12 protein-coding genes are annotated in these 14,444 nt (G+C 54.0%); 6 read left to right on the forward strand and 6 right to left on the reverse strand.

The genetic code is table 11. The features are described from left to right. The gene (locus tag OGM59_06900) at positions 1 to 1,038 is read left to right on the forward strand and encodes an ABC transporter substrate-binding protein (GenBank protein UYI90430.1); all 1,038 of its coding nucleotides are present in this window, start codon (positions 1 to 3) and stop codon (positions 1,036 to 1,038) included. A gap of 3 nt (positions 1,039 to 1,041) precedes the next feature. Next, positions 1,042 to 1,788 carry an ABC transporter ATP-binding protein gene (locus tag OGM59_06905; GenBank protein UYI90431.1) on the forward strand — a complete coding sequence of 249 codons (747 nt, stop codon included), beginning with the start codon at positions 1,042 to 1,044 and terminating at the stop codon, positions 1,786 to 1,788. Positions 1,789 to 1,876: 88 nt separating this feature from the next. On the opposite strand, the gene pflA is transcribed toward OGM59_06905, so the two are convergent. Beyond that, positions 1,877 to 2,620 (reverse strand): pyruvate formate-lyase-activating protein, encoded by a 744-nt coding sequence (gene pflA / locus OGM59_06910; GenBank protein UYI90432.1) that lies wholly within the window; start codon positions 2,618 to 2,620, stop codon positions 1,877 to 1,879. Between the two features lie 14 nt (positions 2,621 to 2,634). Further along, entirely contained in the window at positions 2,635 to 4,887 is a 2,253-nt protein-coding gene (pflB, locus tag OGM59_06915) for a formate C-acetyltransferase (GenBank protein ID UYI90433.1), read from the reverse strand. 510 nt (positions 4,888 to 5,397) lie between these two features. Here pflB and fucO point away from each other — a divergent pair. The 3 genes from fucO (at position 5,398) to OGM59_06930 (ending at position 8,185) form a co-directional block, all read left to right on the forward strand. Further along, positions 5,398 to 6,546, forward strand: coding sequence for a lactaldehyde reductase (gene fucO, locus OGM59_06920; GenBank protein ID UYI90434.1), 1,149 nt, complete (start codon positions 5,398 to 5,400; stop codon positions 6,544 to 6,546). Positions 6,547 to 6,672: 126 nt separating this feature from the next. Further along, a complete protein-coding gene (locus OGM59_06925; protein ID UYI90435.1) occupies positions 6,673 to 7,824 on the forward strand; it encodes an FprA family A-type flavoprotein in 1,152 nt (383 codons plus the stop codon). A 10-nt stretch (positions 7,825 to 7,834) separates the two neighbouring features. Beyond that, the gene (locus OGM59_06930; protein ID UYI90436.1) at positions 7,835 to 8,185 is read left to right on the forward strand and encodes a hypothetical protein; all 351 of its coding nucleotides are present in this window, start codon (positions 7,835 to 7,837) and stop codon (positions 8,183 to 8,185) included. 118 nt (positions 8,186 to 8,303) lie between these two features. Here the strand turns inward: OGM59_06930 and OGM59_06935 are convergent, their stop codons facing one another. Then, the gene (locus OGM59_06935; protein ID UYI90437.1) at positions 8,304 to 10,679 is read right to left on the reverse strand and encodes a hypothetical protein; all 2,376 of its coding nucleotides are present in this window, start codon (positions 10,677 to 10,679) and stop codon (positions 8,304 to 8,306) included. A gap of 232 nt (positions 10,680 to 10,911) precedes the next feature. Between OGM59_06935 and OGM59_06940 the strand changes: the two genes are divergently transcribed. Then, positions 10,912 to 11,637, forward strand: coding sequence for a tRNA threonylcarbamoyladenosine dehydratase (locus tag OGM59_06940; GenBank protein ID UYI90438.1), 726 nt, complete (start codon positions 10,912 to 10,914; stop codon positions 11,635 to 11,637). Positions 11,638 to 11,719: 82 nt separating this feature from the next. Here OGM59_06940 and OGM59_06945 read toward each other — a convergent pair whose 3' ends face one another. From OGM59_06945 to OGM59_06955, 3 genes are all read right to left on the reverse strand, one after another. Continuing rightward, a complete protein-coding gene (locus OGM59_06945; protein UYI90439.1) occupies positions 11,720 to 11,890 on the reverse strand; it encodes a hypothetical protein in 171 nt (56 codons plus the stop codon). Then, positions 11,887 to 12,255: a hypothetical protein gene (locus OGM59_06950; protein UYI90440.1), complete on the reverse strand. Its 369-nt coding sequence runs from the start codon at positions 12,253 to 12,255 to the stop codon at positions 11,887 to 11,889. Before OGM59_06950 ends, OGM59_06945 begins: the two co-directional genes overlap by 4 nt. An 843-nt stretch (positions 12,256 to 13,098) precedes the next feature. Next, positions 13,099 to 14,292: a site-specific integrase gene (locus tag OGM59_06955; GenBank protein ID UYI90441.1), complete on the reverse strand. Its 1,194-nt coding sequence runs from the start codon at positions 14,290 to 14,292 to the stop codon at positions 13,099 to 13,101. Positions 14,293 to 14,444 lie beyond the last annotated feature (152 nt).

The raw sequence follows: 14,444 nt of genomic DNA on the forward strand, positions 1-14,444 counted from the left end.
ATGAATAAAGCAAAAAAGATTTTTGCCGGTATGCTGGCCGGCGTCATGGCACTGTCCTTTGCCGCCTGCTCCGGCGGTAAAGCAGCGGACAAAACGGACACCACCGCCGCACCGGCACAGAAGACGGACATTACCGTCTGCCTGGACTGGACCCCCAACACCAACCACACCGGTATGTTCGTAGCCAAGGAAAAAGGCTACTACGAGGCCGCCGGGCTGAATGTGAGCATTGTGCAGCCGCCGGACAACAGCACCGCCACCCAGCTGTGCAGCTCCAACAAAGCGCAATTTGCCATTGACGCACAGGACACCCTGGCGCCTGCTTTTACTTCTGACACCCCCATGGATGTGACTGCCGTGGCTGCGCTGCTGCAGCACAACTCCTCCGGCATTATCTCCAAGGCCGGGCAGGGTATGGACCGTCCCAAGGGCCTGACAGGCAACACCTACCTGACCTGGGACTCCCCCATTGAAAAGGCTATGCTGGAAAATATCGTCAACAAGGACGGCGGCGACTGGAGCAAGGTTAAGCAGATCCCCAACAAGGTGACCGCCGAGGCCCAGGATGTGCAGCAGAACCCGGACCACGCCATTTGGGTATTCTACGGCTGGGCCGGTATCAACGCCAAGGTCAACAAAATCGATGTAGACTTCTTCTACATCAAGGACCTGAACGCCACCTTTGACTACTACACCCCGGTACTCATCGCCAACAACACTTTCTTAAAGGAAAATCCGCAGGCTGCTAAGGCATTCCTGGCTGCCACTGCCAAGGGCTATCAGTACGCCATTGACCACCCGGAGGAGGCTGCGGACATTCTCATTAAGAGCGACGATACCGGCTCTCTGAACGGCAGCGAAGAACTGGTTAAGGAAAGCCAAAAGTGGATGGCAGAGCAGTACATCAGCGACGCCAAAAAATGGGGCTACATTGACCCGGCCCGTTGGAACAACTTCTACAAGTGGCTGACGGACAACAAGCTGGTGGAGAAAGACATCAGCAGCAATGTAGGCTTTACCAACGATTACCTGGCATAAGAAATGGACATTTTATCCGCAGAAAACATTAAAAAAAGCTTTGACGAAAAGGTGATTTTGGACGGCGTAAACCTGACTTTGCGGCAGGGAGAGTTAATCTCCCTGCTGGGGGTCAGCGGCGCCGGCAAGACCACCCTGTTCAACTGCATCAGCGGCATTGACCGGCCGGACAGCGGCCGGGTGGTGCTGGGCGGGCAGGACATTACCGGCCAGCCGGGCCATATCAGCTATATGCTGCAGAAGGACCTGCTGCTGCCCTACAAAAAAATCATTGACAATGTGTCCCTACCGCTGCTGCTCTCCGGCAAATCCAAAAAGGAAGCCCGGACAGAAGCCGGCAGTCACTTTGCCCAGTTCGGTCTGGAGGGCACCCAGCAGCAGTACCCGGCGGAATTGTCCGGCGGTATGCGCCAGCGGGCAGCCCTGCTGCGCACCTACCTGGCCGGTGACCGGGTAGCGCTGCTGGACGAACCGTTCAGCGCCCTGGACACCATCACCAAATCCGCCATGCACCGGTGGTATCTGTCCGTGATGGAGGAGATCAAGCTGTCCACCATCTTTATCACCCATGATATTGACGAGGCGGTGCTGCTCAGCGACCGCATCCTCATTCTCAGCGGGCGACCGGGCAAGATCACCCACCAGATCACTATTGCGGAGCCGAAACCCCGGCGGCGGGACTTTAACCTGACCCCGGAATTTTTGGATTACAAAAAGCAGGTGATTGACGCCCTGGGTGTGGTGTTATAATACGGCAAAAGCAACCACTTGGATAAACGGAATCAATCCATAAAAAAAGAAAAACGGCATTGCAACCAAAATTGCAATGCCGTTTGTTTTATTTTGCGATCCCCAGGATGGTCTCCGCCTGCTGCACCTGCTCCGGTGTGGGCACAGGTACGCCCTCCAGCGGGTACTCGATCCCCAGGTTTTGCCACTTAAAGAGCCCCAGCGTATGGTACGGCAGGATCTCCACCTTCTCCACAGAAGAAAGGCTGTCGATAAAGTCTTTCAACTGCTGCAACTCTGCCGGGTCATCGGTCAAACCGGGCACCAGCACGCGCCGGATCCACATAGGCTTGCGGATCTCCGACAAGTAGCGAGCCATATCCAAAATATTGGCGTTGTCCCGCCCAGTGAGTTCCTTGTGCTTTTCGCTGTCCGTCTGCTTTAAGTCCAGCATCACCAGGTCCGTCACTTCCATCAGCTTTTGGAACTTAGAGAAGAACGGCTCCTTGCGGCTGAATGCGGAACCGCAGCTGTCCAGCGTGGTATGCACCCCGTGGGCCTTGGCAATGGAGAAGAACTCCGTTACAAAGTCGATCTGGAGCAGCGGCTCGCCTCCGCTAACGGTGATACCGCCGTTGGGCTGGCCTTTCTTGGTCCAGTAATTGCGATAACGATAAGCCTTATCAAACATCTGCTGTGGGGACAGGCTCATCTTTTCCGCCGCCGGATCCCAAGTCTCCGGGTTGTGGCAATATTTGCAGCGCATATTGCAGCCCTGCAAAAAGAGCACATAGCGCACCCCCGGGCCGTCTACCAGCCCGAAGGTCTCTATGGAATGAATTTTACCGATCATAAGCGATCAGCCGCTTACATTCTGTCGTGGCAGGTACGGGCAATAACATCCATCTGCTGCTCACGGGTCAGGTCAATAAACTTCACGGCGTAACCGGATACACGGATGGTGAAGTTTGCATACTCTTCCTTCTCCGGGTGCTCCATGGCGTCGATCAGCTTCTCTTTACCGAACACATTCACATTCAGGTGATGTGCGCCCTGATCGAAGTAGCCATCCATCACCTGTACCAGGTTGTTGACGCGCTCCTGCTCGTCATGGCCGATAGCGTCCGGGTTGATGGTCTGGGTGTTGGAGATACCGTCCAGTGCCCACTCATAAGGCAGCTTAGCAACGGAGTTCAGAGAGGCCAGCAGGCCGTTCTGCTCTGCGCCGTAAGCCGGGTTTGCACCGGGAGACAGCGGCTCGCCGGCCTTACGGCCGTCAGGCATAGCACCGGTTGCCTTACCATATACCACATTGGAGGTAATGGTCAGGATAGAGGTGGTGGGCTCGGAGTTACGATAGGTGTGGTGCTTCTTGATCTTAGCCAGGAAGGTCTTCAGCAGCCATACAGCGATCTCGTCTGCACGGTCGTCATCGTTGCCGTAGCGGGGGAAGTCGCCGGTGGTCTCGTAATCAACCACAATGCCGTCCTCGTTGCGGATGGTCTTAACCTTAGCGTACTTGATGGCGCTCAGGGAATCTACCACGTGGGAGAAGCCGGCAATACCGGTGGCAAAGGTTCTGCGTACATCGGTATCGATCAGAGCCATCTCGGCAGCTTCGTAGTAATACTTATCATGCATGTACTGGATCAGGTTCAGCACATTTACATACAGATCAGCCAGCCAGTCCATCATGCGGTCATACTTCTCAACGACCTCATCATAATCCAGGTACTCGGAAGTGATCGGCTTGTACTCGGGACCAACCTGCTGGCCGGTCTTCACATCCACACCGCCGTTGATAGCATACAGCAGGCACTTAGCCAGGTTGGCTCTTGCGCCGAAGAACTGCATCTCTTTACCGGTCTGGGTAGCGGATACGCAGCAGCAGATGCTGTAATCGTCGCCCCATACCGGCTTCATCACATCGTCGTTCTCATACTGGATGGAGCTGGTGCGGATAGAAATGTCTGCCGCGTACTTCTTAAAGTTCTCAGGCAGAGCGGAGGAATACAGAACAGTCAGGTTCGGCTCCGGAGAGGGACCCATATTCTCCAAAGTGTGCAGGAAACGGTAGTCGTTCTTGGTAACCATAGAACGGCCGTCTACGCCGATACCGCCAACTTCCAGGGTAGCCCATACCGGGTCGCCGGAGAACAGCTGGTTGTAAGAGGGAATACGAGCGAACTTCACCATACGGAACTTCATAACCAAGTGGTCGATCAATTCCTGTGCCTCGCTCTCGGTCAAAGTGCCGGCTTCCAGATCTCTCTCAATGTAGATATCCAGGAAAGTGGACACACGACCAACGCTCATCGCAGCACCGTTCTGGGTCTTGATGGCAGCCAGGTAGCCGAAGTACAGCCACTGCACAGCCTCTTTTGCATTCTTTGCAGGCTGAGAAATATCAAAACCATACTTCTCGGCCATGACTTTCATCTCGCCCAGAGCCTTAATCTGCATAGCCAGCTCTTCTCTCTGACGGATGATGTCGTCCGTCATAGAACCGCTGCCGCAGTTGGCAAAGTCTTCCTTCTTCTGCTCGATCAGGAAGTCGATACCGTACAGAGCCACACGGCGATAATCGCCGACGATACGGCCACGGCCGTAAGTATCCGGCAGACCGGTAATGATCTTGTTGTGGCGAGCCTTCTTCATCTCGGGCGTATATGCGTCAAACACACCCTGGTTATGCGTCTTGCAATACTCGGTGAAGATCTTGTGCAGCTCCGGATCCGGCTCATAGCCGTAAGTGGAGCAAGCCTGCTCCGCCATCTTGATACCGCCATAGGGCATAAAGGCACGCTTCAGGGGCTTGTCGGTCTGCAAACCAACCACGGCCTCCAGATCCTTCAGATCCTCACTGATGTAGCCCGGCTCATGGGCAGTAATGCCGGACACGATCTTCGTGTCCATATCCAAAACGCCGCCCTTGGCGCGCTCTTCTTTTTGCAGACCCTGCAACACGCCCCACAGCTTGTTAGTAGCGTCCGTGGGTCCTGCCAGGAAATGCTCATCTCCATCATAGGGCTTGTAGTTCTTCTGGATGAAGTCTCTTACATTGACTTCCTCTTTCCAGAGGGAACCGTCAAAGCCATTCCATTGTTCAAAATTGACCATCGTATTACCTCCTACAGTATTTGTTTGCTAAATATGAAAACTAATGACTGGCATAGTTAGAATTGCGAAAACAGACGCAATTTGACGCACCTGTCCGCAAATCGCTAATAATATACAACAAATCGTCTTGAATTTCAACCCAAATTGTATAAGTATTTTGCCCATTCCGGCTAAAGTTTTTGGGAATTTTGACCATTTGCTGTAATCATTACCAACTTGTACTCATTACAATTTGAATTATAAACGGAAAACGACCTTTTGTCAAGGGGTTTTTTCTGTTTTTTGCAGAACATACCTTGCGGCGGCGCTCGCCTTTCTCTGATATTATTTTAACACAATTTGCTATATTTTCCAAAATTTTTGCACGCTGTTGCGCAATTCTGCACACAGTGTAAATTATTTATGAATTCCACCGCTGTCAGATTGACAAAAAATTATCAATTCGCTATACTGAACTTGCAAGCGGCGAAAAAAAGCCGCCGAAATTTCAATGAAAAGAGGTAATTTGTTATGGCAAACAGATTTGTATTGAATGAGACCAGCTACCACGGCCCCGGTGCGATCCAGGAGATCTCCGGTGAAGTGAAAGGCCGCGGGTTCAAAAAGTGCTTTGTGTGCTCCGACCCGGACCTGATTAAATTTAATGTAACGAAGAAAGTGACCGATGTGCTGGAGAATGCCGGCATTGACTACGAGATCTACAGCAAAATCAAGGCCAACCCCACGGTGGAGAATGTGCAGACCGGCGTGGCCGCCTTTAAGGCCAGCGGCGCAGACTGCATCATCGCCATTGGCGGCGGCTCCTCTATGGACACCGCCAAAGCCATCGGTATTATCATTGAGAACCCGGAATTCAGCGATGTAATCTCCCTGGAGGGCGTGGCGCCCACCACCAAGAAGGCCGTGCCGATCATCGCCGTTCCCACCACTGCCGGTACAGCCGCCGAGGTCACCATCAACTATGTGATCACCGACACGGAGAAAAACCGCAAAATGGTGTGCGTAGATGTGCACGACATTCCCGTAGTGGCCGTTGTAGACCCGGAGATGATGGCATCCATGCCCAAGGGGCTGACCGCCGCCACCGGTATGGACGCACTGACCCACGCCATTGAGGGCTACATTACCAAGGCCGCCTGGGAAATGAGCGATATGTTCCATCTGAAAGCCATTGAGATCATCAGCAAGAACCTGCGCGGTGCCGTAGCCAACACCCCGGAGGGCCGCGAGGGCATGGCACTGGGCCAGTACATTGCCGGTATGGGCTTTTCCAACGTGGGCCTGGGCATTGTGCACTCCATGGCGCACCCGCTGGGCGCTGTGTACGACACCCCCCACGGCGTAGCCAACGCCATTATCCTGCCCACCGTGATGGCCTACAATGCACCTGCCACCGGTGAAAAATACCGGGATATTGCCAAGGCCATGGGCGTTCAGGGCGTGGACGATATGGCTCTGGACCAGGCGCGTGCCGCTGCCGTGGACGCAGTAAAGCAGCTGTCCCAGGATGTAGGTATCCCCGCCGACCTGAAAGACATTGTAAAGCCGGAGGATGTGGACTTCCTGGCGCAGAGCGCTTATGACGACGCCTGCCGTCCCGGCAACCCCAGAGACACCAGCGTAGAGGAGATCAAGCAGTTGTATCTCTCCCTGATGTAAATCTTTTTTGCAAGACAGCCGCACCGCTTCACCTTGAGCAGTGCGGCTTTTTTTGCGCCCCGGCATTGTATTTCCCGATCATTTATGCTATGCTAAAGGCAATGTGAGGAAGAAAGGTGATCTACATTGACCATTTCTGACGCAATTCGCTATGTTGGCGTCAACGATACAGACATTGATTTGTTTGAAAGCCAGTACCCGGTGCCCCACGGCGTGTCCTACAACAGCTACCTGCTGCTGGACGACAAGATTGCCCTGCTGGACACGGTGGACAAACGCAAATATGACGACTGGGCCGCAAAGGTGGACGCTGTTCTGGACGGGCGCACCCCGGACTACATTGTGGTGCACCACTTAGAGCCGGACCACGCCGGCAGTCTGCAAATGACCATAGAAAAATATCCCGGAGCCACCCTGGTGCTCAGCGCCAAGGCGCTGGCTATGCTGCCCCAGTTTTTTGACCTGCCGGCAGGCACCAAGACCCTGTCGGTGAAAGAGGGCGACACGCTGGAGCTGGGTCACCACACCTTGACCTTTGTGATGGCACCCATGGTGCACTGGCCGGAGGTGATGGTCAGCTACGAACAAACGGAAAAGGTACTCTTTAGCGCAGACGCCTTTGGCAAATTCGGCGCCGTAGGCACGGACGAGCCTTGGCCGGAGGAAGCCCGCCGCTACTTTATCAATATCGTTGGCAAATACGGTGCGCCGGTGCAGACCCTGCTGAAGAAAGCCGCCGCCCTGGATATTGCCACCATTTGCCCGCTGCACGGCCCGGTACTGCAAGGGGACCTGACCCCCTATCTGCACCTGTATAACACTTGGAGCAGCTATCAGCCGGAAACCCGGGGTGTGTTCATTGCCTATGCCTCCATTTACGGCAACACGAAGACGGCTGCTCTGCTACTGGCGGAGGAACTGAAAAGCCGTGGCGTAACGGTAGAAATCGCGGACTTAAGCCGCACGGATTTGGCACAGGCAGTAGCAAAAGCATTTCAGTACAGCCAAATGGTATGCGCCGCCCCCAGCTATGACGGCGGGGTGTTCCCGGTAATGGCGGACTTCTTGCACCACTTAAAGAGCAAGAATTACCAAAACCGCACCGTGGCCTTGATTGAAAACGGCAGCTGGGCGCCCAGCGCCGCCCGCACCATGGCCGCCCAGTTGGAGGAGATGAAAGCCATCACCCTGCTGTCGGGCACCGTCACCGTGCGCGCCGCCTTAAAGGACGCAGACCGCACCGCGCTGGCCGCACTGGCAGACGCGCTGGCGCAGTAAGGAGCAGACCATGGTTGTATATACAAACGCAGATTTCATCTCCCTGAATGAGGAGAATCTTACTTACAGTGTGCTGGTAGAGGACAAGGGCAAGATTGCCTATATCGGCTACAATACGCCCCTGTGTTACCGAGACGCCAAGGTGGTAGACCTGGAGGGCAAGGCGGTACTGCCGGCAGTAAACGACCTGATCCCGGTGGACTGCAAGGACGCCGGCTGCGCCGTACTGGCTGTGGGCGAAAGTGCCGACTTTGCCGTCTTGGACAAAAACATTCTCAAGGACCCTACCGCCTCGGTGGAAACCGTGTACCTGAAAGGCCGCGACACCAGCAAAAGCCGCTTTCCGTTTTTTCATATCTAAAGTGTTACAGTAAAGGGCGCACACCGGTTTTGGTGTGCGCCCTTTTGTTTTCCATATTTGGCATTTGCCCCCTTTACAAGGGAGCCTTATTTTTTTGTCTTTTTACCGCTTTTACTTATTATTTTCCCTGCTTTTTCTTCTTATAGTGTATCAGCAGCACCACGGCCGCAAACACAGCGGCAGTGCCGAAAACCGCACCAAAAGCAATGCCCGCAGTAGCCGGAGGCAGATATAACTTACCACCGTCCAACAAAGTGGGGGTCGCCTTTTCCGGCAATTTATACAAATCCGCACCGCTGTTTTTGCCATAGGCCACCTGCACCACGCTCACCTGGTACTTGCTCAGTTCCACCTGAAGGTCCGTGCCGGGGGTCAGTTCCGTTTGGGTGGGCGCAGTGGTATTGCTGTCCAGTTCATTGCAGGCGGACTTAAATTTGCCTTGCAGGCTTTGGACGGAAACCGCATTCGGTTTGTAGCCGTCCAGCTGCACATTCACCCTCCGATCCTTGCCGGAGGTATTCACCAGCTTAATATACAGCACCTGGTTCTCCGGGTCGCAAGTAACGGACTGGTACACCCCGTCCTGTACGGTACTGCCGCCGTCAAAAGTGGCGTGCACATACTGCGTACCCACATTGTTGGCGAAGAGCATTTGCACATAATAGGAGGGAGTGAGCACCGTTTGGCGGCTGTCAAACCAAATGAGATTCACATTCCAGCTTTGGGCATTGATCTTGGCAAAGGTGGGGGCGTAGGATGCCATATCCACCACATCGCCGTTGCGTTCCAAGCCGGTCAGGTAGCTGGCTTCTTCCACCGCTTCCCAAATGTTGCTCTTGGTCTCTATGGTGCCGATCCCGGCAGAGGTGGCGGCGTACTCGCCCACAAACACATGGGCACCGGAGCGGTCAAAGCTGTCGTAGCGATCGTTGTGGTCAAACAGGTAGCCGTCGTAGGTGTAATAATGCTCGTCCACCACCGTGTCCTTAAATTCCCGATCAATCCACGCCATATTGCCGTCGTAAGCATCCCCCTCCAGGTAAGTACCGGCAGAGGAGATCACAGTGATCTGCGGGTATTTCTCTTTTACCGCCTTGTAAAGCGCCTTGAAGTTGCGTTCATACACGGCGCCCCAGTTCTCATTTCCCAGACCGATATATTGCAGATTAAAGGGCTTGGCGTGGCCGTTGGCCGCCCGCAGCGCGCCCCAGTAGCTGGTGGTGGCATCGCCGTTGGCGTACTCAATCAGATCCAGTACATCCTGCACATAATTGTCCCACGCATCCGTGCCCGGGCGCAGAGCGATGGTGTCCAAATACGCCTCCCAGTCGGCGGCGCTGTTGATGTTCAGCTTTTTGATTTTGTCCGTATATTCCGTGCGGGCGTCGGTATCCTTTTCGTCCAGGCCCACCTTTTCCGTCAAATACGCTTCCCACTGCGCGTCGGTCATGCGCAGTTTGGCATACGCTGCCGCATGGTCATCATAGGCAGCCCGCGGCTGGCAGCTGAGCCCCACATTCACAATGGGCAGCGCCAACGCGTTCAGATCCGCGCACAGCTGGAAATACTCGTGGTAACCCATGGCGTTGGTGTTGTTATAGTCCCGGCCGTTGTCGTCCTTCCACAGGTTCTCACTTTGCTTGCGCTCCTCCAAGGGGCCGATGGTATCTTTCCAATTGTACAGCTGATCCAGGCTGCCGCCCTCTGCCAGGCACCCGCCGGGAAAGCGGATAAACCGCGGGTGCAGATTTTGCAGCGCTGCAAACAGGTCGCTGCGCAGGGTGGTATATTTCCAGCTGTCGCTGCCGTAACCGTAGCTGCCCTGGGGCACCAGGGTGACGAAATCCAGGTATAAAGTTCCCTCACCCTCCAGCTGAAATACCAGAGCGCCATCCTTGCTGGCACTGGCGGTCAGCGGTACGGTCAGCTTGTTCCAGGCGCCGCCGGTTTTGCTCAAGTCCAGCTGCACCGCCGTCTGCTTGCCGTCGCCGCAGTCCAAATACACCTGCGCGGTGCCGGTAAAGCCGCCGGAGCGCACATAGCAGCTGAAATCATACACCTGGTCCGCCACAAAGCCCATATCCGCCGTGTTGGCTTTCTTTTTATCATATTTATCCGTCTTGTATTTATAAATCTCCGTAAAGCCCAGGTTCGTCAGGCTGCCCTTGCCGTCCACCGTCACCTTGGCGTAGGTGGGATTGTTCTTATTTAGAGGCAGGTTGCCCTCGGTGGTCAGCTCCAACCCATCCGCCACCCAGCCGGTGGTAGGCGCAGAGGCGTACTCAAAGCTGTCGTTATTCACCAAATTGGACACCAAGCCCCCGTCGCAGGCGTAGCTGATGTCCTCGATAAACGCACCGTACAAATGATCCGAGATGGCGGTTTGCTGGGCGTCTGCCGCCACACGCAGCACTGCCTGATCCGCTGCCTGCACCGGCAAGGCGGCGCCCAAGGTCAGTGCACCGGCCAGCAGTGCGCAAAAAATCCGTTTCATATATAGAACCCCCTCTATTTTATACCTTTATTATAACATACTGCCCTGCCCCGGCGCAACTAAAAAAGGCCGTGCCTGCACGCCGTGTGCAATATTCTTTGTTAAATTTTATCGAACTTTTTAATGTACTTTGTCAGTATAGGCATATTAAGATTTTGTCTATTTTTCAAGCCGGTTGACAGCGCCGAACCCTTGCCGTATAATAAATCTATTAAAAAGGTAGGTATTCGCTATGGAACAGGCATTTTCCAGAACAGAATTACTCTTGGGCAGCAGCGCTCTGGAGCGGCTGGCCGCCTCGCGGGTGGCGGTATTCGGCATTGGCGGCGTAGGTGGCTATGTGTGCGAGGCTTTGGCCCGTACCGGCGTGGGGCACCTGGATCTGATCGACAGCGACACAGTGGCCGTGTCCAACATCAACCGCCAGATCATCGCCACCACCAAAACCGTGGGGCAGTACAAGACGGACGCCATGGAGGCTCGAATCTTAGACATCAATCCGGCGGCCAAGATCACCAAGCACAACTGCTTCTTTTTGCCGGAAACGGCGGCGGATTTTCCCTTTAACCAATACGATTATGTGGTGGACGCAGTAGACACCATGAGCGCCAAGCTGGCGCTGGTGACCCATTGCCACGCCGCCGGCGTGCCCATCATCTGCGCCATGGGCGCCGGGAATAAGCTGGACCCCACCGGCTTTCAGGTGGCGGACCTGGCTAAAACGAAAATGGATCCGCTGGCCCGGGTCATGCGCCGGGAGCTGAAAAAGCGGGGTATTCACCACCTAAAGGTGGTTTACTCCCAGGAACCGCCTATTCCCACCGCCGGCGCCGGACAGGCGGATCCGGATCACCCCGGCCGCCGCAGCACGCCCGGCAGTGTGGCCTTTGTGCCCTCCGTGATGGGCCTGATCCTAGCCGGCGAAGTAATCAAGGATCTGATTAAAGCGGAAAAATAAGCAAGCAAAAAGCCAACCGAGCAAGACGCCCGATTGGCTTTTTTCTGTTTTGGCAATACGCCATTTATACAGGGATTGTCGGTCACTGGCGCACCCGAGTCTTGATGTTCTTTACGGTCAGAACCAAGCTGGCAGTGGACGCAGCCACAGCAGACAAGAGCAGCGGCCGGCGCAGTTTTTCCGGTGCAAAAGCAAAAGCCGCCACCTGCAAACTGGCGGATAAACAAGTCAAAAATGCTGAAACGGTTCTCATTTCTGCGCCTTCATTTGATCCACAAGGTTTTGCAATTTCCGGGTCACCTGCTGCATAAGTACCATTTTCTGCACTCTGGAATCGCCGATCAACTGTACCTTGCAGGTGTTGTCCCCATCTGCATACACCCGGATTGTGTCCGCCCAAGCCAGGAAAGTCAGTTCCTCATCATCATAAATACGCAGCCAGCCGCTGCCGCTCAGCACCAGCTGTTCCTCGGGCAATGCCGCACTATCCGACGCCAGCAGGGCTTCATACGGTCCGTCTGCAGTGAAGTTCAGCAGCGCTACCTGCTCCGGCGTGCGCAGCACCAACTGCCGACAGGCGCTGGTGCCAAGGTTTGCTTTTCTCTGTGTGTTGTTCATGGTCTTTCTCCTTTTCGATTTCTTTTGATTTTGCACGGCTCTTCTCTCCTCTCGATTATGCCGCCGCTGGCACCGGCAGTCAACAAAAATCTTCACTTTCACTGCTCACAGGGTCATTTTTTGTACAGTGAAACGCCCCTGAACAGATTTTCATTGCACTTTACCGTGGAGCGTGGTACAGTAGGCTTGCAAGGCGGGTGGCCGTCTTGCATATAGGCTTATCATTATACATTTTGTACTCCTATTTTCATTTTTTACTTCCTTGTGTTATTTTCCTTTCTGCAGCTCGGGCAGCCACCTACCCGGGCAGCCCACACCCTTGGCGGGTGGCCGCCCGCCATCTACTTTTTTACTTAGAAGCGAAGCGCTTCTAAGATTTTGATTGCGTCGTCCGGTGTTTTGCATTTCTTCAAGGCACCGGACACAAATTCAATCCACCTAACCCACAGGCCTGACCGAGCAGATCAAAACTGCCCGGCTTTTTTATACCTCGCAGTACCAAGTACTGCAATAAGTACTGCAACGCCAAAAGTTTTTTATTTTCTCTCATTTTTTGTAAAAGCGAAAATTTGGCTTATCCAAGCCAAAAATGGGAACATGAAGAAATAAAGGACGGCTAAAAAAGCCGTCCTTTTGGGTCGAGGTGACAAGAATATAGGCGTAAAATTTGGCTTAGCAGCGGGCTTTCTGCCATTCTGTACTGCAACAGTACTGCAACGCCGTTACTGCTGCAAGAACTGCTCGATCGACTGCTTGATAATCTGTGCCTGTGCAATACCATCAGCAGCGCATTTCTCACGAAAAGCGGAAGCCATTTCCTTGGGGGCACTTATCTTTTCTTATTTATATCTGTGCAGCACTTTTCTGTGGAGCATTCGGGGTAAGCTGCTGGATATAGGCGTCTGCTGCCTCTGTGTACTTTTGTTCGTAGTCGGAGAATACATCACAGTAGGTGTTCAGCGTTGTTTCTATATTGGCGTGGCCAAGGCGCTTTTGCAACACCTTCGCTGGCATTCCGCTCTCAATGCAGCGGGTGGCGTATGTATGCCGCAGGCTGTGCAAGGATACAACGCCGGGTATGGACGGATCCAGCACATTGTATTTTTTTAAGATACGCTGAAATTGCAAATTCACTTGGCTGGTGGTCAGTACCTTGTGACCCTTGAAGTCGTAGAACAGCAGATCCAAGCGGTTGGGCTGCCACCGTTCCATATATTCGGATAAAATGCGGTATGGGGCGTCTGTCAGGCTCAAAAGCCGCTGCCCGGCATAGGTCTTGGTTTTTGTGCCTATAACAGCGTGGTCCGTCTGATCCTTGGTCACCGTGCGTCGCACATTCACGGTGCGGAATGTCAAATTGACATCGTGCACATCCAAGGCGTTGATCTCGCCCATACGCATTCCTGTGCTGAGCATTAACATCATCTGCTCCCAGTATCGGCAGCCACGCTCTTGGTCGTTCATGACCTGCACAAACCTGGTCTGCTCCTCTACGGTCAAAGCACGCACCTTGCGGGTGGCCTTGTTGCTCTTTGGCTTTTTCATGCCACGCATAGGATCCTTGCGGATCAGATCGTTATCAAGAGCCGTGCGGAAGCAGCGGGCCAGCAGGGCGTAGTCCTTGGCGATTACCGAATTGGAACAGCTGGTGATCTCTATTAGGTATTGGGTTACCTGTGGTGGCCTTACGGATTGCAGCGGGCAGTCGCCTATGGAACTGGCGGCGATCCGTTTACAGCTGGCCAGCTTGCGCAGGTAGGTATTGTCCCCTATCTGGTTTAGCGCCCGGTCTGTCTCGACAAGTGATAAGATATACTGGGCAACGGTGATCTTGTCCGGCTCAATTACAGAGCCGGTGGAAAGTTCACTTTTCAAAGCGTCCAGCTTTGCCCGCACATCTGCCTGTCGCTTACCGTACACAGTTTTGCGCTTGGGCCGGCCGTTGGCGTCCACGCCTATAGTCAGCTGGGCAGCCCATAGGCCTTTGCTTTCCATCTTATAGATGGTTCCGTCACCATTCCCTCTTTTTCTTGGCATTGTACACACTTCTCCTTTGCATATAGCAGCGGGCAGCACCTAAAAAAGGGCGCAAAAATGCCCTGCTTGATTTTTTTGCAGGGCTGTGATACAATAACCAGTGTTGGGTGGGTATTGTATTACACAATCCTACTTATCGGCTCTATCCTGTT

The organism is Oscillospiraceae bacterium (assembly GCA_025757685.1).
Taxonomy (GTDB): domain Bacteria; phylum Bacillota; class Clostridia; order Oscillospirales; family Acutalibacteraceae; genus CAG-217.

Excerpts from the sequence above, each read along its gene's own strand:
- OGM59_06955 (UYI90441.1), bottom strand. The coding sequence starts at position 14,292 with ATGCCAAGAAAAAGAGGGAATGGTGACGGAACCATCTATAAGATGGAA.
- OGM59_06900 (UYI90430.1), top strand. The coding sequence starts at position 1 with ATGAATAAAGCAAAAAAGATTTTTGCCGGTATGCTGGCCGGCGTCATG.
- OGM59_06935 (UYI90437.1), bottom strand. The coding sequence starts at position 10,679 with ATGAAACGGATTTTTTGCGCACTGCTGGCCGGTGCACTGACCTTGGGC.
- fucO (UYI90434.1), top strand. The coding sequence starts at position 5,398 with ATGGCAAACAGATTTGTATTGAATGAGACCAGCTACCACGGCCCCGGT.
- pflB (UYI90433.1), bottom strand. The coding sequence starts at position 4,887 with ATGGTCAATTTTGAACAATGGAATGGCTTTGACGGTTCCCTCTGGAAA.
- pflA (UYI90432.1), bottom strand. The coding sequence starts at position 2,620 with ATGATCGGTAAAATTCATTCCATAGAGACCTTCGGGCTGGTAGACGGC.
- OGM59_06945 (UYI90439.1), bottom strand. The coding sequence starts at position 11,890 with ATGAGAACCGTTTCAGCATTTTTGACTTGTTTATCCGCCAGTTTGCAG.
- OGM59_06940 (UYI90438.1), top strand. The coding sequence starts at position 10,912 with ATGGAACAGGCATTTTCCAGAACAGAATTACTCTTGGGCAGCAGCGCT.
- OGM59_06905 (UYI90431.1), top strand. The coding sequence starts at position 1,042 with ATGGACATTTTATCCGCAGAAAACATTAAAAAAAGCTTTGACGAAAAG.
- OGM59_06930 (UYI90436.1), top strand. The coding sequence starts at position 7,835 with ATGGTTGTATATACAAACGCAGATTTCATCTCCCTGAATGAGGAGAAT.
- OGM59_06950 (UYI90440.1), bottom strand. The coding sequence starts at position 12,255 with ATGAACAACACACAGAGAAAAGCAAACCTTGGCACCAGCGCCTGTCGG.